The organism is Endozoicomonas sp. 8E, from assembly GCF_032883915.1.
Taxonomy (GTDB): domain Bacteria; phylum Pseudomonadota; class Gammaproteobacteria; order Pseudomonadales; family Endozoicomonadaceae; genus Endozoicomonas_A.
The window spans coordinates 1,666,150-1,686,203 of sequence record NZ_CP120717.1; the positions used below are offsets into that span (position 1 = coordinate 1,666,150).

A 20,054-nucleotide genomic window follows, 5' to 3' on the forward strand; every position below is an offset into this window, starting at 1 on the left:
GTGTGCCAAGAATGCTGATAAAAAGCCCATTAACAGTAGGAAACTCTTTTAACGAATGCAGGTTAAAGTATGATCCCACAATGTGCCTTTAAGACGCTTTTGTTTTCGGTAATTTTGTTTTTTTATCAGCAGGGGCTGGCAAATGACACCTATGGTCTTGAAGAGTTTCGCAAGTATCAAATGAAAAACTGGAAACCGCTTTCAAAAGAACAACAAAGCTGTATAGTTCAACCCGTCATGAGCCCACTTGAAAACATCTGTATTGGTTTTGTCAGGCTTAATATAGAATCTGGCGATGTATCTGGAGATGGCCGACTGGAAATCTGTGAAAATTACGAGGTTACTGAGAAAGACTTCAAGCTTCTGATCAACTTTTATTTTAACTATGTGAACAGTACTGATACTCAAAATAATCGAAAAATGCGCATTCAAAGAGTACTGAGACTGATGCATCATATATTCGCTATAAATATAAACCAGACCAATGGAGCAAGCCCTGACAAGAAAGAGCTAATCAGTGTCTTAGCACAAAGCCTCTTTGACCATTTTTTTTCGCCTGAAATGAGAAATGGCGGGAGAAATCCTTATTTCAATTATTTCTCTTTATATCCGGTAGCAAGTCAGTTCGATTATCTCGGTTTTAACAATATTTTAGTCCTGATGCTTGTGACTTTTCTTGGTCCTCATTTTCTTTTCAGCAATGATTTTCATAACTACTTTACCGTGCTGCGTAACAGTTATACTGAAAAAAACTACGATCGGGCATTATCCCGTGGATCGCTTTATGAAAATATCAATGAAAATTCTCCGCAAAGCATTGCCAGTCATTTCACTGCAATCGGATTGGACACAGAAACAGCACTTCTAATTGGTTTAACTGCAATGGCATCGGCAGCTTTCCAGAGCCTCAACTCAGGGCAGGAATGGCCAGAGACACTAGAAACTTTGTTGCAAAGATACTTACCCTGCGAGATTCTGGGTACTCTCTACTGGAATTTGGTTGGCCTTTTCCCCGCAGGACGTTCATGGCCCGTACCTCAGGTCATGTTTACCGTAGAGGGTATGCAAGAGTTTACACAGGGTATTTTGGGTATTGACGTCACTCCTGAGTCTGCATCATCGCAGGCAGAATCGTCAGAAAGCCCGGGCTGTCAATCGGATTATTCTCAGGGTTCAGACAATCAGGTTGTGGACCCTGACGGTGAGCCGCATTCTGAGCATCAGGACCAGCTAATAGTCATACAGCAACAGAATGAACTGATAACTGAACTACCACAGGAATCAGCAGGCCAACCTGCAACGGGAGAAACGGGGGCTGTCGGAGGAGCCTCGGCAGGAACCAAAAAATGTCCACTTTGTGCCGACCCACTGACAGACATTATAGTCTTACATTGTTGTCCAGACGCCGACTTTTGCAATACTTGTGCTGATCGACTTATATATGAGCAGAGGGAATGCCCCTTTTGTCGGAACATACCCTTGTCATACATGAAGATTCCTGACATGTCTTTACCTTGAATGTACGCGCAGTGCCAGTCTGACGCTTCTCCTTCCGGTTTAGTGCGGTCAGCACTCTTCTCCCAGACATACACCTTAGATCAGGCTCCAGGTGACTGGTATCAATGGCAACATCCGGATCAGCTTTTTCTGTGGGTCTCTGTAGACTATATAAATGTGTGCCAAGGATGCTGATGCAAAGCTCATTAACAATAGGAAGCTCTGTTAACGAATGTAGGTTAAAGTATGACCCTACCATGTGCCTTAAAGACGCTTTTGTTTTCAGTATTTTTGTTTTTTTATCAGCAGGGGCTGGCAAACGACACCTATGACCTGGAAGGATTTCGTCAGCATCAAAAAGAAAACTGTAAACCGCCTTTAAAAAAACAAGGGTGTACACCCACCATAAGCCCGCTTGAAAACATCCGTATTGGCTTTGTAAGGCTTAATTTAGCCTCTGAAGATGTGTCTGGAGATGGGCGACTGGAAATCTGTGAAAATTACGAGGTGGCTGAGCAAGACTTTAAACGTCTGAACAACTTTTATTTTAATTATGTGGGCATGGGTGATCCTCTATTTCGAAAAGTTCGTATTCAAACAATACTGAGACTCATACATCGTATATTCGCTATGAATATAAATATAACTAATGGACGAAGCCGGGCAGAGAAAAAGCAAATTAATGAAGTGGCAGAAAGCCTTTTTGAACAATTTTTTTCGTCAGTCGACATAAATGGCGGAAGCAATCCTTATTTTAATTATTTCTATTTAATTCCGGGTGCTGCTCAGTCCAATTATGTGGATGTTAATAACGGTCTGGTTCTGATGTTTCTTGCTTTTCTTGGTCCCCACTTTCTTTACAAAGATCAACTTTATACCTGCTTTTGTATGTTGGCTAACATATATACCGGACAAAGCTACGATCGAGCATTCGACAGTGCACTACTTTCTGAAAATATTAATGAATATAATTGTCCGCAAAGCCTTGCCAATCAATTAAATGCAGCCGGATTGGACGCAGAAACAGCACTTCTAATCGGTTTAACTGCAATGGCATCAGCCGCTTTCCAGCGCATGAACTCAGGACTGGCATCGCTGGAGACATTGGAAACCGTGTTGATAAGATGCTTGCCATACGAGCTTCTGGCCATTGTCTACAGAAATATAGCCAGCCGTTGTCGATCAGGACGATCGTTTCATGTACCTGGTGCAATGTACACCCTTGGTGGTATGCAAGCGTTTACATACGGTGTTGTGGGTATTTACCCCAGACCTGCATTACCGCAGTCATATCCGTCGGAAAATCTGGACTTTCTAGTGGACTATTCTGAGTATTCTGACAGTGAGGTTACTGTTGAGGAGCCGGAATCTGAGGATGAGGAACAGGATCAGTCAATAGTCATTAAACAACAAAATGAACTGATAGCTGAACTACGACAGGAATTAGCAAGTCAGCCTGCTACTGAAGAAGCTGGTGCGGTTGGTGGAGCCTCAGGAGAGACCAAAAAATGTCCACTTTGTACTGACCCACTGGCAGACATTATAGTGTTACAAAGTTGTGGGCACGCTGGTTTTTGCAAGAATTGTGCTGAGCGACTTATACGTGAGCGGAGGGAATGTCCCTTCTGTCGGGAAATACCCTTATCCTACTTCAGGGTTATCGACATGTCTCTGCACTGAATATCTGCACAATGCCAGTTTATTACCCTATGCCTCTCTTTCCGGATTCGTTTGATCGGCTCGCGGATACCGGGAGCATGATGGTAGTTGATGCGTTGAAGGTCATCGACAACATACTTTTAAAGGGCAATGCCTGAAAAAAGTCAGAAGTCGTTTAACACCTGAAGCAGGGCAAGGTTGTCTGCCCCTCCTTCTGCCCAGCCAAAAAAGCCAGTTCTTGCTCTCCATCGGAAAGCGTCTGCGACTAGACTCAATGTGATTGGTGTCAAAGGCAACATCCGGATCAGCCTTTTCAATTGCTCTCCATAACCTGCCTAAATAGGTGCCTGGGTTGGGAGTTCATTCAAAGCTCATTAATAGTAGTGCAGCTGTTCAACGAGTGAAGGTGAAAGTACGATCATGCTATGCGCCTTAAGAACGCTTTTATTTACAGTATTTTTGTTTTTTTATCAGCAGGGACTAGCAAACGATACCTATAACCTTGAAGAATTTCGACAGCATCAAAAGAAAAACTTGAAACAGTCTTCGGAAAAACAACAAAACTGCACAGGTCAACCCGCCATGAAACCACTTGAAAACATCCGTATTGGCTTTGTAAGGCTTAATTTAGCCTCTGACGATGTATCTGGAGATGAGCGTCTGGAAATTTGTGAAAATTACGAGGTTGCTGTGCAAGACTTTAAACATTTGGACAACTTTTATTTTGATTATGTGGACATGGGTGTTCCTCAATATCGAAAAGTTCGCATTCAAAGAGTGCTGAGACTATTGCATCGTATATTCGCTATGAATATAAATATGACCAATGGACAAAGCCGGGAAGAGAAAAAGGTAATCATTACAACGGCACAAAGCCTTTTTGAGCAGTTTTTTTCATCTGTCAACATAAATGGCAAAAGCAATCCTTATTTCAATTATTTCTATTCAATTCCGGAGGCCCCTCTGTCTAATTATGCTGGTGTTAATAACGATCTGGTTCTGATAATTCTTGCTTTTCTTGGTCCCCACTTTCTTTACAAGGAACAACTTTTTACCAGCTTTATTATGTTGGCTGGCATATATACCGGGCAAAGCTACGATCAAGCATTCGACAGTGCGCTGCTTTCTGAAAATATCAATGAATACAATTCTCCGCAAAGCCTTGCCAATCAATTAAATGCAGCCGGATTGGACGCAGGAACAGCACTTCTGATCGGTTTAACTGCAATGGCATCAGCCGCTTTTCAGCGCATGAATTCAGGACTGGAATCGCAGGAGACACTGGAAAACTTGTTGATAAGATGCTCGCCATTCGAGCTTCTGCCGATTATCTACAACAATATAGCCTGCCATTGCCGCCCTGGACGCTCGTGCCCTGTACCTGGGGTTATGTATACCTTGTATAGCATGCAAGAGTTTACAAACCGTATTTTGGGTTTTGACTCCAGACCCACATTATCGTTGGCATCATCGGTAGAAAGTCTGAACTTTCTCGTGGATTATATTGTGCTTTCAGACAGTGCTGTTTCAGACAGCGAGGGTTCTGTTGAGGATTCGGATTCCGGGGATCAGGATCTGTCAATAGTCGTTCAACAACAAAATGAACTGATAGCTAAGCTAAGACAAGAATTAGCAAACCAAACTGAAAAGGAGGAAGCGGGTGCTGTCGGAGGAGCCTCAGCAGAAACCAAAAAATGTCCACTTTGTACCGACCGCCTGACAGACGTTATAGCGTTACATAGTTGCGGACACGCTGGTTTTTGCAATAATTGTGCTGAGCGACTTATACGTGAGGAGAGGGAATGTCCCTTTTGTCGGAACGTACCCTTGTCATACATGAAGATTCTCGACATGTCTTTACCCTGAATGTGTGCAAAGTGCCGGTCTATTGACTGACGCTTTGAAGTACATCGACGAAGTACTTGTAAGGATTAATGCTTTCAAAAAGACAATCGTCGTCAAATATGTGGAACAGGGCAAGGTTGTCTGCACGTTCTTCCTGTTCAGCCAAAAAAGCCAGTTCTTTCTCCCCATCGGGATACATCTGAGACTAGTACATAACTCCAGTTTCTTTGTCCTGCAGCAATGCCGGAATTTTCCATTCTGGCATTCTTCTCCCTGATTCAGATCAGGGTGACCTATGCCAGCTCAATACCGTATCCGCCTGTCCATAGACGAACAGCAGCAATTAAAAGACCTCATTCACCAGACCAAGGTGGCCAAGCATAAACGTATTCATGCCCAGATCCTCCTGTGTCTCGATGAAAACGGGCCAAAACTGACGGAGCTCCAGACCAGCCAAACCTGTGGTGTTTCAACGAAAACGGTTCAGAGAACACGCAAACGCTGTGTACTTGAAGGGCTGGATATTGCTGTTAATAGCAAGTTCAATGGCATTGCCCGCCCAAGAAAACTCCAGGGGGAGCAGCAGGCGGCATTGACAGCTCTGGCTTGCTCAACACCACCAGAAGGTCATAGCCGCTGGACGCTACAGCTTCTCGCTGACCGTATGGTTGAGTTGGAGCATGTCAATTCCATCTCGCATCAAACCATTGGCCGAGAGTTAAAAAAAACGAGTTGAAGCCTTGGCAGAAAAAGGAGTGGTGTATTCCAAAAAAAGCAAACGCAGAATTTGTTTGCGCTATGGAACGTGTTTTGGATGTTTATCAACAACCACATGATCCGAATCGACCACTGATCTGTATGGATGAGAGCAGTAAGCAGCATACTTTGGAGGTCAGGACTCCACTCCCTATGAAGCCTGGCCAACCCCTAAAATATGACAATGAGTATGAGCGCAATGGTGTGAGTTCTCTCTTCATGTTTTTTGCGCCACTGGAAGGTTGGCGACATATCGAGGTGACTGATAGCCGAACTGCCTGCGACTGGGCTCACCAGATCAAACAGCTGGTTGATGTTCACTTCCCAAAAGCTGATGTCATCCGTCTTGTCATGGATAACCTGAACACACATACACCTGCATCTCTTTATAAAGCCTTTGAACCAGGAGAGGCTCATCGGTTGGCCAGTAAGTTGGAAATCATCTATACACCCAAGCATGGAAGCTGGCTCAACATGGCAGAGATTGAATTGAGTATTCTCAGTCGTCAGTGTTTAAGTAGACGCATACCCGATCAGGCCGCACTGAAATCAGAGATTGAAGCGTGGGAGTCCCAGCGTAATGGTGTAGAAAGCAAAATGGAATGGCGATTTACGACCGAGGATGCTCGGGTAAAACTCAAGAAGCTTTACCCGACGATCAAATCGGAGTGATGTACTAGACTCCATGTGTTGGTGTCAATGGTAACATCAGGTTCAGCTTTTTCTATTGCTCTGTGTAGCCAGTATAAATATGTGCTGATGATGCTCACACAAAGCTCATTAGAAGTAGTGCAGCTGTTTCAACCAGTGAAGGTGAAAGTATGACCATGGCATACGTCTTAAAGACGCTTTTGTTTTTAGTGTTTTTGTTTTTTTATCAGCAGGGTGTGGCAAACGATACCTATAACCTTGAAGAATTTCGCCAGCATCATATGACAAACTGGAAACCACCTTCAAAAAAACAACAAAGGCTTACAGGTCAACCCGCCATGAGCACACTTGAAAACATCCGTATTGGCTTTGTCAGACTCGATCTGGAATCTGACGATGTATTTGGAGATGGGCGACTGGAAATCTGTGATGATTACGAAGTTGATGAGCAAGACTTTAATCGTCTGAACAACTTTTATTTTGATTATGTGAATATGGGTGATCTTCAGTATCGAAGAGATCGCATCCGAAGAGTACTGAGACTGATGCATCGTATGTTCGCTATGAATATAAATATGATCAATGTACAAAGCCCGGAAAAGAAACAGCTGGCAAATGCAAAAGCAAAAAGCCTTTTTGAAAAAATGTTTCTGTCTGCCAGAATAAACGACAGAATTAACCCTTATTTTCATTATTTCTATCCGGATTCGACAGAAAATCAGTCGAATTTTCTCGGTGTTAATAATGATTTAGTCCTGATGTTTCTTGCTTTTCTTGGGCCCCATTTTCTTTTCCAGAATGACTTATATGCCTACTTTGATGTACTTCATAACAGCCATGCCGAAAAAAGCTGCGAACAAGCATTCGATCGTGAATTGCTTTCTGAAAATATCAATGAATATGACTCTCCGCAAAGTCTTGCCAATCAATTAAAAGTAGCCGAATTGGACGCAGGTACAGCACTTTTAATCGGTTTGACTGCAATGGCATCATCAGCTTTCCGGCACATGCATTTAGGACTGGAATGGCATGAGACACTGGAAGCTTTGTTGAGAAGACACTTGCCAAACGAGCTTCTGGCCACTATCTACAGCAATATAGACGTCCATTGTCATCCTGTGCAATCGTATTCTATACCTACGGTTATGTATACCACGGGTGGTATGCAAGAGTTTACACACAGTATTTTGGGTATTGATCTGCACGCATTATCGTCAGAAAGCCCGGGCAATGGATTGGATTATTCTGAGAGTTTAGAGACTGAGTTTTTTCTTGAGGAGTCGGATTCTGAGCATCAGGATCAATCAATAGTCATTCAACAACAAAACGAACTGATAGCCCAGCTACGAAGGGAGTTGGCAAGCCAAACAGCACCTGGGCAAGCGGGTGCAGTTGGAGGTGCATCAGTAAGAGTCAAAAAATGTGCAGTTTGTCATGAGCCACTGCAAGAAATGATGGGGTTCGAAAGTTGTGAACACGTTGGTTTGTGTCAGATTTGTATTGAGCGAATTATACGGGAGCAAAGCGGCTGTCCCTTTTGTCGGTTTAAATCGGAATCGTATAAGAGGGTTTTCGACATGTCTTTTCATTGAAAATAGTTGTCACCTTTTCAGTTGCATCGGATCAGCTTTTTTTATTGGTAGCAATGGTCTATACAGATAGGTGTCATGGGCGATTACATAAAGCTCATTAATAATAAATAGTGCAGTAATAGTGGACCGTTAATAGTAGAGCGTTAATAGCAGAACGGCTGTTTTAACGAATGTCGGTGACAGTATGGCAATACCTTGTCCTTTAAAGACGCTTTTGTTTTCAGTGTTGCTGGTTTTTTATAAGCAGGGCTTAGCTAATGACAGCTATTGTCTGGAAGAATTTCGCCAACAGCAAAAGATAAACTGGAAGCTGCCTTCAGAAAAACAACAAAACTGCACAGATCAACCCGCCATGAGTCCATTTGAAAACATCCGCATTGGCTTCTTCAGGCTTAATTTAGCCTCTGACGATCTATCTGGAGACAGTCGAGTGGAAATCTGTGAAAATTACCAGGTTGCAGAGCAGGACTTTAAACGTCTGCAGAACTTTTATTTTGATTATGTGGGCATGGGTGACGCTCAAAATCGAAAAATTCGTATTCAAAGAATGCTGAGACTAATACATCATATATTCGCTATAAATATAAATATGACCAATGGACAAAGCCGGGAAGAGAAAAAACGAATCAGTGAAGCAGCAAAAAGTCTTTTTATACAGTTTTTTATCTCTACCAATATAAATGACAGAAGCAACCCTCATCTCAATTATTTCAATTTCGTTCCGGAGGAACATACATCCAATTATGTTGGTGTTGACAACATTCTGGTCCTGATGCTTCTCTCTTTTCTTGGTCCCCACATTCTTGTCAAGAAAGTACTTTGTCTCTATTTCAGTATTTTGCATAACGTGTATACCGGACAAAGCTACGACCAGGCATTCGATAGTGCATTGCTTTCTAAAAATATCAATGAATATAATTCTCCGCAAAAACTTGCCAATCAATTAAATGCAGCCGAATTGGACGCAGAGACAGCACTTCTAATCGGTTTAACTGCAATGGCATCAGCCGCTTTCCAGCGCATTAATTCAGGACTGGCCTCGCTGGAGACACTGGAAACCATGTTGGTAAGATGCTTGCCATACGAAATTCTAGCCATTGTCTACAGCAATTTAGCCCGCCATTGCCGCTCTGGACGCTCGTGCCCTGTCCCCGTGGTCATGTATAGCGTGGGTGGCATGCAACACTTCACCCGAAGTATTGTAGGTATTTACCCCGAGCCAGTATTATCGTCAGAAAGTCTGGACTATCTGGTGGATTATATTGAGCTTCCAGACACTGCAGCTTCAGACGGTGAGGCTTCTGTTGAGGAGTCGGATTCTGAGGATCATGATCCGTCAATCGTTATTCAACAACAAAATGAGCTGATAGCCCAGCTAAGACAGGAATTAGCAAACCAGCCTGCAACGGTGGAAACAGGTGCAATTGGAGGAGCGACAGGCGTCACCAAAAAATGTGGAGTTTGCCACGGTCCCCTGCAAGAAGTAATGGGTTTTAAAAGTTGTGAACACGCTGGTTTGTGCCAGATTTGTATTGAGCGAATTATACGGGAGCAGACCGGCTGTCCCTTTTGTCGGGTAAAATCGGAATCATACAAGAGGGTTTTTGATATGTCTTCTCATTGAAAATGGGTTGTCATCTCTCCGGCTGCATCAGAATAAGCTTTTTTATTGGTCATTATGGCCATAAGTACTCAGCCGTACGGAATCGAATACTCCTGGCTTATTGGGCAGGTGCTCTGCAAGGCGCAACGACGGGAACATAGCAAGCTATGTGACCAGAGTTGCAACGCAGGAGCAGTTGCCGCGAGTGCCTGAACAATGAGTCAGAAAATATGATTTCGTAGGGTTGAGTACTTAAGTAGTTGCCAGGGACGCTCATCAAAAACTCATTAATAGCAGTGCCGCTGTTTTAACGAATACAGGTGAAAGTATGATAAGACTATGTTCCTTGAGGACGCTTTTCTTTTCAGTGTTGTTGTTTTTTTCTCACCAGGGGCTGGCAAACGATAGTTATGATCTTGAAAGATTTCGCGAGTATCAAAAAACAAACTGGAAACCGCCTTCAAAGAAAAAACAGAGACAATCAGGCCAGCCTGTGATGGGCCCACTTGAAAACATCCGCATTGGCTTTGTCAGGCTTAATTTAGAATCTGACGATTTGTTTGGAGATGTGCGACTGAAAATCTGTGAAAATTACGAGGTTTCTGAGGAAGACTTTCAACGACTGCTAAACTTTTTTTTTAACTATGTGAACATAGGTGATCCTCACTATCAAAAAGCACGCATTCTAACAGCACTGAGACTGATACACCGTATGTTCGATATAAATATAAATGCGTTCATGGAACAAAGCCCGACAGAGAAAGAATTAATAAATACAATGGCAAAAAGCCTCTTTACGCAAATGTTTTTATCTGACAATGTAAACGGTCGAAGGAATCCTTATTTCCTTTATTTTCATTCAGTTCCATCAGAAGATCAGTCTTATTATCATAACGGTGTTAATAATGGTTTAGTCTTGATGTTTCTTGCTTTTCTTGGTCCCCATTATCTTTCCCGGTATGGCTTGTCTGAATGGTTTAGCGTGCTTCAAAGACGCTATACCAGAAAAAGCTACGATCGAGCATTCTCCCGTGAGCTGCTTGCTGGAGATGTCAATGAATATAATTCTCCGCAAAGCATTGCCAATCAATTGACTGCAGCCGCACTGGACACAGAGACAGCACTTCTAATTGGCTTAACCGCAATGGCACCAGCCGCTTCCCGGTGCCTGGATTCAGGACAGAGATGGCCAGAGACACTGGAAACCTTGTTGATGAGTCACATGCCAGACGAACTTCTGGTCATTATCTACAACAATTTAGCCAGCCTTTGCCATAATGGACGCATCTTCCCTGTCCCTACGGTTATGTGCACCTTGAGTGGCAGGCAAGATTTTACCCATAGTATTTTGGCTATTAACCCTGAACCTGCAATATCATCGGCATCATCGTCAGAAAGCCTGGACTATCAATCGGATTATTCACTGGGTTCAGACAATGAGGTTGAGGATTCTGGTGAGGCGTTGGATTCTGGGCATCAGGATCAGTCAATAGTCATTCAGCAACAAAATGAACTGATAGCCCAATTACGACAGGAAATAGCAAACCAACACAGAGCGGAGGAAGCGGGTGCAGTGGGAGGAGCCCCAGAAAAAGTCATAGAATGTCCGGTTTGTTTCGAACCACTGCAAGAAATAACGTTATTAGAAACTTGTGGACATGCGGGTTTATGCAAAGCGTGTGCAGAGCGATTTGTCCGGGAGCAGAGGGGATGTCCTGTTTGTCGGAAAGAACCGGAATCATTCAGAAAGATATTCTTAATGCCCCCTCATTGAATGTGTTCGCAGTGCAAGTTTATCGAAAGAAAGCGTTCGAGCGGGGGACAGACCCTGCTATTTGTCGAGATCGGATTTTAACGGATTGGCCCCGAACTTCTCTTGCCAGATTTGCGGGGTTAATGCTGAATATCGCGAGTCGGACGGCAACTGTTTCAAGGAATTCAGGTGAAAGTATGACCATAGAATGTGCCTTAAAGATGCTATTGTTCTCAGTGCTTTTGTTTTTTTATCAGCAGGGGCTGGCAAACGACACCTATGACCTTGAGGAATTCCGCCAGCATCAAAAGAAAAGCTGGAAACCGCCTTCAGAAAAACAACAAAGTTGCACAGATCAGCCCGCCATAACCCCTCTTGAAAACATCCGTATTGGCTTTGTCAGGCTTAATTTAGCCTCTGACGCTGTCTCTGGAGATGAGCGACTGGAAATCTGTGATGATTACGAGATTTCTGAGCAAGACTTTAATCGTTTGAACAACTTTTATTTTGATTATGTGAACGTGACCGAACAATCTCGAAAACTTCGCATTCAAAGAATGCTGAGACTAATGAATTTTGTATTCACTATAAATATAAACAGGACCAATGGGAAAAAACCCGAAGATAAACGGAGAATAAATGCGATAGCAGAAAGCCTCTTTGAGAAAAACTTTTTGTCGGAAAGTATAAATGACGGGAGTGAACATTATTTTCATTATTATGATTTTGAATTTGCAGCGAATCATTACAGTTATGACGATGTAAATAAAGATTTATTTCTAATGACTTTTCTTGGTCCCCACTTTCTTTTACAGAATGAATTATATGACCACTTTAAAGTACTGCATAACAGCTATACCAGAACAAGCTACTATGATGCATTTGAACGTGAATTACTTTCTGTAAATATCAATGAATATCATTCTCCGCAAAGTCTTGCCAATCAATTAAATACAGCTGAATTGGACGCAGGAACAGCACTTTTAATCGGTTTAACTGCAATGGCATCAGCAGCTATCCAGCGCATTAATTCAGGGCGGGAATGGCAAGAGACACTGGAAACCTTATTGGTAAGTTACTTGCCATACGAACTTCTGGATATTGTCTACAAAAATATAGCTATTCATTGTAACGCTGGACAATCGTATACAGTACCTATCGTTATGTTTACCGTGAATGGTATGCAAGAGTTTACACACAGTATTTTGGGTATTGACCCCATACCTGCATCATCGTCAGAAAGGCAGGGTCACTTATTAGATTCTTCTGAGGGTTCAGGCAGTGATGGTTATGTAGAAGAGCCGGATTCTGAGCATCAGGAAGCGTCAAAAGTTATTCAACAACAAAATGAACTGATAGCCGAACTGCGACGGGAATTAGCAAACCAGTCTGAGAGGGAGGAAGCTGGTGCAGTTGGAGGAGCTTCGGGAGCAGTCAACAAATGTCCACTATGTCGCACACCGCTGGAAGACATCATGCTGTTACAAAGTTGCGGGCATGCTGGTTTTTGCAAGAATTGTGCTGAGCGAATTATAAATGAGCAGAGGGACTGTCCCTTTTGTCGGGAAGCTACCTTATCATTCATCAGAGTTATCGACATGTCTTTTCCTTGAATGTCTGCAGAGTGCCAGATTACCTGGTGAGCTGAAGAAAATTGACGAAGTGCTTGTAAAGATCAATGTCTGCAAAAAGACAACTGACGATTAATGTTTGAGCAGACCAATGTTGTTTGCCCCGTCTTCTGTCTGGCTAAAAAGTCAGTGCTTTCTCTCCATCGGGATAGACACGAGAGCAGGCTTGAGGTGGTTGCTGTCAATGGCAACATCCGGGTCAGCTTTTTCTATGGGTCTCCATGGCCTATATAAATAGGCACTGAGGGGGGCTCACGTAAAGCTCATTAATAGTTGTGCAGCCGTTTTAACGAATGCAGGTGAGAGTATGACCATAGAATGTGCCTTAAAGACACTTTTGTTTTCAGTATTTTTGTTTTTTTATCAGCAGGTGCTGGCAGACGACACCTACGGCCTTGAAGAATTTCGCAGGTATCATAAGGCAAACTCGAATCCACCTTTAAACGAACAACAAAGGCACGCTGGTCAAAGTCCACTTGAAAACATCCGCATTGGTTTTGTCGGACTTAATTTAACCTCTGACGACCTGTCTGGAGATGAGCGATTTGAAATCAGCACGAATTACGAGGTTGATGAGCAAGATTTTAGACGTCTGATCAGCTTCTATTTTCGTTATGTGAACATGACTCACGCTCAATATGATCGAAAAAATCGCATTCAAAGAATGCTGAGACTAATACATTATATGTTCGCTATAAATATAAATCAGACCTATGTACAAAGTCCTGACAAGAAAGCGCTAATTAAAGCAATAGCACAAAGCCTCTTTGAACATTTTTTTTCGTCTGTAATGAGAGGTGGCTGGAGAAACCCTTATTTTCATTATTTCTCTTCAGATTGGGGAGCAAGTCAGTCCAATTATGTTGGACTTAATAACAATTTAGTCCTGATGCTTCTGGCTTTTCTTGGTCCTCATTTTCTTTCCAGCGATGACTTTAATCACTACTTTACCGTGCTGCGTAACAGTTATATCAGAATGCGTAACAGTTATACCGGAATATGCTACAACCGGTCATTTTTCCTTGGATGGCTTTCTGAAAATATCAATGAATACAGTTCAACGCAAAGCATTGCCAGTCAATTCGTGACAGCCGGATTCGACACGGAAATAGCACTTCTAATTGGCTTAACTGCCATGGCATCGGCAGCTTTCCAGAGCATCAACTCAGGGCGGGAATGGCCTGAGACACTGGAAACTTTGCTGCAAAGATACTTACCCTACGAGATTATGGGCACTATCTACTGGAGTTTGGCTGGCTTTTTCCCCCCTGGACATTTATACCCTGTACCTCGGGTCATGTTTACTGTGAAGGGTATGCAAGAGTTTACAGAGGCTATTTTGGGTATTGACCCAACGCCAGAGTCTGCAGTACCGCAGGCAGAATCGTCACAAAACCTGGGCTATCTATCGGATTATTTTCGAGGTTCAGACAATGGGCGAGAATTTGAAGTTGAGTTTGGGGCTTCTGGTGAGGATTCAAATTCTGAGCATCAAGACCCGGCTACAGTCATTCAACAACAAAATGAACTGATAGCCCAACTGCGACGGCAATTAGCAAGCCAGACTTTAACGGAGGAAGCTGGAGCCGTTGGAGGCGCTCCAGGTGGAACCGCTAAATGTCCAGTTTGTTTCGAACCACCACATGAAATGACGGCACTAGAGCCTTGTGGACACGCTGGTTTGTGCAAGACTTGTGCTGAACGATTTGTGCGGGAGCAGCGAGGGTGTCCCATTTGTCGAAAAATAACGCACTCATACAGGAATATATACTTCGTGCCCCATCATTGAACGAAATTAAGGGCGCAATCCCGCTTCTTTAGAGGCGGGTCAAGCCCCTGCAAGGCGCTAGCCATGCTGTGACAATTGCTTAGATATTGTTACTGACTTTTTCGAGGTAGTGACCAATAAAATGCTCCGGGGGATCCGACTCAAAGCCAATCCAACAGATCAGCAAAAGTTGGTTTTGTCTCAATGGATGGGCTGCGCCCGGGTTATCTGGAATGCAAAATGCGACGAACTATGCGGTCACTGTGGACATGTTGACAACGCTGATCGAAACGCCAGCATCGTAATTAAGAATCGAGCGATTAATCTATTTTCAGACTCTGGAACGGAGTTGGTCGGCAAGGGAATTCCCGTGCTGACTAAAGGGCGTCGAGCCAATCGTAAGTCGAGAGAGGGCAAGCCCTCTCCTGCAAGTGGCAGAGAAGCGTCAAAAAAGAAAGGAACGGCATCTATTTTGGTAGGTGCTTAGTATTGGAAGCTCGCTCCTTTAGGAGGCTGTCGCAAAACTCTTCATTCTCTTCATTCCCGCGAAGGCGGGTGTCGCAAAACCCTCTCCAGCGAGGGAACGAGTTGACTCCCGTCATTCCCGGCTTCATTCTCGTCCTTCCCGCGAAGGAGGCTGTCGCAAAACCCTCTCCAGCGAGGGAACGAGTTGACTCCCGTCATTCCCGACTTCATTCTCGTCATTCCCGACTTCATTCTCGTCATTCCCGACTTCATTCTCGTCATTCCCGACTTCATTCTCGTCATTCCCGCGAAGGCGGGAATCCACACAGACTCACCACCAGAACCATACTGCCCGATGCCCCCTTGGCCTTGTCATCCCCGAGAAGGCAGAGATCCACCGTTGGCGCTGGATTCCCGCCTTCGCGGGAATGACGACCTCTGAGCATGGGAACAAGCTGTTGGAGTTTTGCGACACCCTCTTTAGGGGCGAGTAGTTCACAAAGTTTAACGGTCTGTTGCTGTGGCCGTGAAAACAGGAGCCACCAGGGCTCCTTTATACGACAGTGAATTATTTGTTGCGGATAAACTGCAGGAATTCTTGACGAGAAGGCTGGTTTTCACGCATCAGGCCCAGCATCACAGAAGAGGTCATGGAAGAGTTCTGCTTTTCGACACCACGCATCATCATGCACATGTGTTTGGCTTCAATAACAACACCCACCCCTTTTGCACCCGTAGCTTCAACAATGGCGTCGGCAATCTGCCTGGTCATGTTTTCCTGAATCTGTAGACGACGGGCAAACATATCCACGATACGGGCGAACTTGGACAAACCGAGCACTTTGCCATCAGGGATGTAACCGATGTGGCACTTGCCAATAAAGGGCAGCATGTGGTGTTCGCACATGGAGTAGAGTTCAATATCCCTGACGACCACCATTTCGCTGATATCGGATTCGAACACCGCGTTATTGACAATATCCTCAAGGCTTTGCTCATAACCGCGTGTCAGGAACTGCATGGCCTTGGCGGCACGTTTCGGGGTTTCTCTCAGACCATCCCGGTGAATATCTTCTCCCAGGGATTCGAGGATGGCTTTGTAATGTTCGCTCAGATGTTCGGTCATGGATCGCTCAATAGTGACATGAAAAGTAGTGGCATGAAGAGGGCAGGGGCCGATACTGCCTGTCTTTCATGGGTAGTTCATGTAAAAAATTGGCCAGAGTTTAACATAAAGGGGGCCATGTGGAACGGTTTGGGTCTCTGAGAGATTTATTTGTTGGCGGACTTGTCAGCTCTGCCTAATGTAGGTAAGTTACTGCGAGTATCAGATGCCTACTGTAAAGTAGTAAAAAAATAACAAACGGGATCTATTATGATAAGAAAACTCAAAAAATGGGTTGCACCTGTTCTTATGCTGGCAGCTACCGGTGCCCAGGCTGAGAGCGATAGCGGTACACTGGAAACCGTGTTAAGCAAAGGTTACCTGAGTTGTGGTGTAAACACCGGTCTGCCGGGTTTTGCGACACCTGATGAGAAAGGCAAGTGGTCCGGCATTGATGTCGATGTCTGTCGTGGCGTGGCGGCTGCGGTACTGGGCGACGCCTCCAAGGTTAAATTCATTCCCCTGACCGCCAAAGAGCGTTTTACCGCTTTGCAGTCCGGTGAAATTGACATGCTTTCCCGTAATACCACCTGGACACTTACCCGTGACGCTTCGCTGGGTCTCAACTTTGCCGGTGTCAGCTATTACGATGGTCAGGGCTTTCTGGTGAAAAAAGAGCTGGGTGTGACCAGTGCCAAACAACTGGATGGTGCTGCGATCTGCATTCAGTCCGGTACGACCACCGAGTTGAACCTGGCTGATTATTTTCGCACCAATGGCATGAAATACCAGCCTGTTGTCTTTGATACCTCCGACGGTACGGCCAAAGGTTTTGATTCAGGTCGTTGTGATGTTCTGACTTCTGACCAATCCCAGCTTTATGCGCTGAGACTGCGTCTGTCCAAGCCGGATCAGGCTGTCGTTCTTCCCGAAGTGATTTCAAAAGAGCCTCTGGGGCCACTGGTTCGCCAGGGCGATGACCAATGGTTCAACATTGTGAAGTGGTCTCTGTTTGCCATGATCAATGCTGAAGAACTGGGTCTGACTTCAGCCAATGTCGACAAGAGCAAGTCCTCAACCGATCCTTCCGTTCGCCGTTTGCTGGGCATTGAAGGTCCAAAAGGCAAGGGTATGGGTCTCAAGGACGACTGGGCTTACCAGGTAGTGAAGCAAGTGGGTAACTATGGTGAAATCTTTGAGCGTAATATCGGTGCATCCTCTCCGCTGAAGATTGAGCGTGGTCTCAATGCCCAGTGGAGCCAGGGCGGTATTCTCTACGCGCCTCCTTTCCGCTAAGAGTTCTCAAAGGCTGGCAGCCCCAATGAAGTGGGTTGTCAGCCTTCTGCTATCAGATGCCTATAGCAAAATACCTCTGGCAAAATACCTTTAGCAAAATAAAAGTAAAGCCATGAAAGGATTCTTCATGGCTAATAAAAGGCACCCTATGTTAGTAAGACTCTGGCGAGACCCGGTCTGGCGGGCTGTTCTTTTTCAGGTTCTGTTGATCCTTGCTGTCGTGGCAATGGTCGCCTGGGTAGTGAACAATACCCTGTCTAATCTTGAGCATCGTGGCATCAGTACCGGCTTTGATTTTTTATCCCAGTCTGCAGGTTTTGGCATTATCCAGACGCTGGTGGAGTACGACGAAAGCCATACCTTTGGCAGAACCTTTCTGGTAGGTTTGCTCAATACTCTGCTGGTCTCATTTCTGGGCGTTATCTTTGCCACCGTTCTTGGATTCCTGATCGGTGTAGCCCGCCTCTCCTCTAACTGGCTGCTGTCAAAAATGGCCAGTATTTATATTGAGGTTTTCCGGAATATTCCCCTGCTGCTGCAGATTTTCTTCTGGTACTTTGCGGTTCTGGGCATTCTGCCCAACCCCCGTCAAAGCATCAGCCTGTTTGATACCATCTTTCTTAATGTTCGTGGAATCTCTCTCCCCTGGCCCGAATTCAATGCTGGCATGGTGACGGTTGTCTGGGTGTTCGTAGCTTGTCTGGCTGTTGTTCTGACGTTGAGATTCTTTATGCGCTCATGGTTGTCTAACCGTCAACATGGCGAAAACAACGGGCGAACGATTCTTTTTAACAAGTTGGCAATGGCTTCATTCGTTGTGCTGATTCCACTGGTGACCAGCTTTCTGGTGGATGCTCAGTTGCAATGGGAGATACCGGAATTAAAAGGTTTTAATTTCTCTGGCGGCCTGGTTTTAATCCCTGAACTGGCTGCGCTCTGGTTTGCCCTGAGTATTTATACCGCAGCTTTTATTGCTGAAGTCGTTCGTTCTGGTATTGAGTCCGTCAGCAAAGGTCAGAAAGAGGCCGCTGCGGCTCTGGGTCTCAAGCCCCGCAGAGTTTTGAGTCTGGTGGTGATTCCCCAGGCCATGCGGGTGATTATTCCGCCCCTGACCAATCAGTACCTTAACCTGATCAAGAACTCTTCACTGGCGACGGCCATAGGTTATCCGGATCTGGTCAGTGTTTTTGCGGGAACCACACTGAACCAGACCGGTCAGGCCGTTGAGGTGATCGCCATGACCATGGCCGTTTATCTCACAATCAGTCTGACCGTGTCTGTCTTGATGAACTTCTATAACCGCTGGGTATCGCTGGTAGAGCGATAAGGACTCTCTTTATGAAGAGCACGAAGATGGAAGAAAAAATGATTCCTGCAAGAGAGCCCCCGGTCAACTCGAGGGGTGTTTTAGGCTGGATGCGGGAGAAGCTGTTTGCGACGCCCTTACAGTCACTGATGACGCTGACGATTATTTATGGTCTCTATCTGATCCTCCCTCCCTTTTGGCAGTGGGCGGTCATGGACGCCACCTGGACGGGAGAAAGCCGCTCGGCCTGTAATGTCGATGGTGCCTGCTGGGCTTTTGTTACTGCACGACTGGATCAGTTTATTTACGGCTTCTATCCCGAGAGTGAAATCTGGCGGGTGAATCTGTTTTTTGTGCAATTGGCGCTGATTCTGGGTTGGCTGATGATTCCGGCCATTCCCGGCAAGAAGCTGGCATTGGGGGTGGGGCTGCTGGTGTTGCCTGTCACGTCCTGGCTGACGCTGTCCGGAGGCTACTTCGGTCTGCCCGAGGTTGAAACCCACAAGTGGGGTGGTTTGATGGTGACACTGGTGCTGGCGCTTTACGGCATGCTGGCATCATTACCGGTAGGCGTTTTGTTGGCCCTTGGCAGACGATCCTCCATGCCGGTGATCAGGACTTTCTGTACTGCGTATATTGAACTCTGGCGTGGCGTTCCGCTGATTACTGTTCTGTTTATGGCGTCGGTCATGCTGCCACTGTTTGTACCGGAAGAAATTGTTTTCGACAAACTGGTTCGGGCCCTGATTGGCATCGTCATGTTCCAGTCAGCTTATATGGCAGAAGTGGTGCGCGGTGGATTGCAGGCTATTCCAAGAGGTCAGGTAGAAGCCTGCCAGAGTCTCGGAATGGGTTACTGGCAGAGTATGTTGCTGGTGGTTCTGCCCCAGGCTGTTCGTCTGGTGATTCCCGGCATTGTGAATACCTTTATTGCCCTGTTCAAAGACACCAGTCTGGTATTGGTAATTGGTCTGTTTGATCTGCTTTCGATTGTTCAGGCGGCCCTGAATGACCCCGAGTGGCTGGGCAGTGCCATAGAAGGTTATCTGTTTGCCGGATTTGTGTTCTGGTTGTTCTGTTTTGGTATGTCCAAATACAGCCAGCGCCTGGAAAAGAATTGAATTCAA

At 45.1% G+C, this 20,054-nt stretch carries 15 protein-coding genes; 14 read left to right on the plus strand and 1 reads right to left on the minus strand.

Features of this window, described 5'->3' with window-relative positions; genetic code table 11:
• The first annotated feature begins 69 nt into the window (after positions 1–69).
• From P6910_RS06010 to P6910_RS06060, 11 genes are all read left to right on the plus strand, one after another.
• Entirely contained in the window at positions 70–1,518 is a 1,449-nt protein-coding gene (locus P6910_RS06010; RefSeq protein WP_317145376.1) for an RING finger protein, read from the plus strand.
• 225 nt (positions 1,519–1,743) lie between these two features.
• Entirely contained in the window at positions 1,744–3,177 is a 1,434-nt protein-coding gene (locus tag P6910_RS06015; protein ID WP_317145377.1) for an RING finger protein, read from the plus strand.
• A gap of 399 nt (positions 3,178–3,576) precedes the next feature.
• Positions 3,577–5,022 carry an RING finger protein gene (locus P6910_RS06020; protein ID WP_317145378.1) on the plus strand — a complete coding sequence of 482 codons (1,446 nt, stop codon included), beginning with the start codon at positions 3,577–3,579 and terminating at the stop codon, positions 5,020–5,022.
• A gap of 274 nt (positions 5,023–5,296) precedes the next feature.
• A protein-coding gene (locus P6910_RS06025) for an IS630 family transposase (RefSeq protein WP_317141894.1) occupies positions 5,297–6,429 on the plus strand; the annotation gives its coding sequence in 2 pieces (ribosomal slippage) (positions 5,297–5,717 and positions 5,717–6,429; 1,134 coding nt in all).
• Between the two features lie 155 nt (positions 6,430–6,584).
• Complete coding sequence (locus P6910_RS06030) at positions 6,585–8,000, plus strand: RING finger protein (protein WP_317145379.1); 1,416 nt, start codon at positions 6,585–6,587, stop codon at positions 7,998–8,000.
• Positions 8,001–8,184: 184 nt separating this feature from the next.
• Entirely contained in the window at positions 8,185–9,624 is a 1,440-nt protein-coding gene (locus P6910_RS06035) for an RING finger protein (RefSeq protein WP_317145380.1), read from the plus strand.
• Between the two features lie 307 nt (positions 9,625–9,931).
• Positions 9,932–11,377 carry an RING finger protein gene (locus P6910_RS06040; protein ID WP_317145381.1) on the plus strand — a complete coding sequence of 482 codons (1,446 nt, stop codon included), beginning with the start codon at positions 9,932–9,934 and terminating at the stop codon, positions 11,375–11,377.
• A 176-nt stretch (positions 11,378–11,553) separates the two neighbouring features.
• Positions 11,554–12,969 (plus strand): RING finger protein, encoded by a 1,416-nt coding sequence (locus P6910_RS06045; protein ID WP_317145382.1) that lies wholly within the window; start codon positions 11,554–11,556, stop codon positions 12,967–12,969.
• A 325-nt stretch (positions 12,970–13,294) separates the two neighbouring features.
• A complete protein-coding gene (locus P6910_RS06050; protein ID WP_317145383.1) occupies positions 13,295–14,776 on the plus strand; it encodes an RING finger protein in 1,482 nt (493 codons plus the stop codon).
• Between the two features lie 121 nt (positions 14,777–14,897).
• The gene (locus P6910_RS06055) at positions 14,898–15,242 is read left to right on the plus strand and encodes a helix-turn-helix domain-containing protein (protein WP_317145384.1); all 345 of its coding nucleotides are present in this window, start codon (positions 14,898–14,900) and stop codon (positions 15,240–15,242) included.
• A 183-nt stretch (positions 15,243–15,425) separates the two neighbouring features.
• Complete coding sequence (locus P6910_RS06060) at positions 15,426–15,662, plus strand: hypothetical protein (RefSeq protein ID WP_317145385.1); 237 nt, start codon at positions 15,426–15,428, stop codon at positions 15,660–15,662.
• 126 nt (positions 15,663–15,788) lie between these two features.
• On the opposite strand, the gene folE is transcribed toward P6910_RS06060, so the two are convergent.
• Positions 15,789–16,346: a GTP cyclohydrolase I FolE gene (gene folE, locus P6910_RS06065; RefSeq protein ID WP_317145386.1), complete on the minus strand. Its 558-nt coding sequence runs from the start codon at positions 16,344–16,346 to the stop codon at positions 15,789–15,791.
• A 249-nt stretch (positions 16,347–16,595) separates the two neighbouring features.
• Between folE and P6910_RS06070 the strand changes: the two genes are divergently transcribed.
• From P6910_RS06070 to P6910_RS06080, 3 genes are all read left to right on the plus strand, one after another.
• Positions 16,596–17,621 carry an amino acid ABC transporter substrate-binding protein gene (locus tag P6910_RS06070; RefSeq protein ID WP_317145387.1) on the plus strand — a complete coding sequence of 342 codons (1,026 nt, stop codon included), beginning with the start codon at positions 16,596–16,598 and terminating at the stop codon, positions 17,619–17,621.
• A 127-nt stretch (positions 17,622–17,748) separates the two neighbouring features.
• Positions 17,749–18,948, plus strand: a complete 1,200-nt coding sequence (locus P6910_RS06075) for an amino acid ABC transporter permease (RefSeq protein ID WP_317145388.1) — start codon at positions 17,749–17,751, stop codon at positions 18,946–18,948.
• Positions 18,949–18,959: 11 nt separating this feature from the next.
• Positions 18,960–20,048 carry an amino acid ABC transporter permease gene (locus P6910_RS06080; protein WP_317145389.1) on the plus strand — a complete coding sequence of 363 codons (1,089 nt, stop codon included), beginning with the start codon at positions 18,960–18,962 and terminating at the stop codon, positions 20,046–20,048.
• The last annotated feature ends 6 nt before the right edge of the window (positions 20,049–20,054 follow it).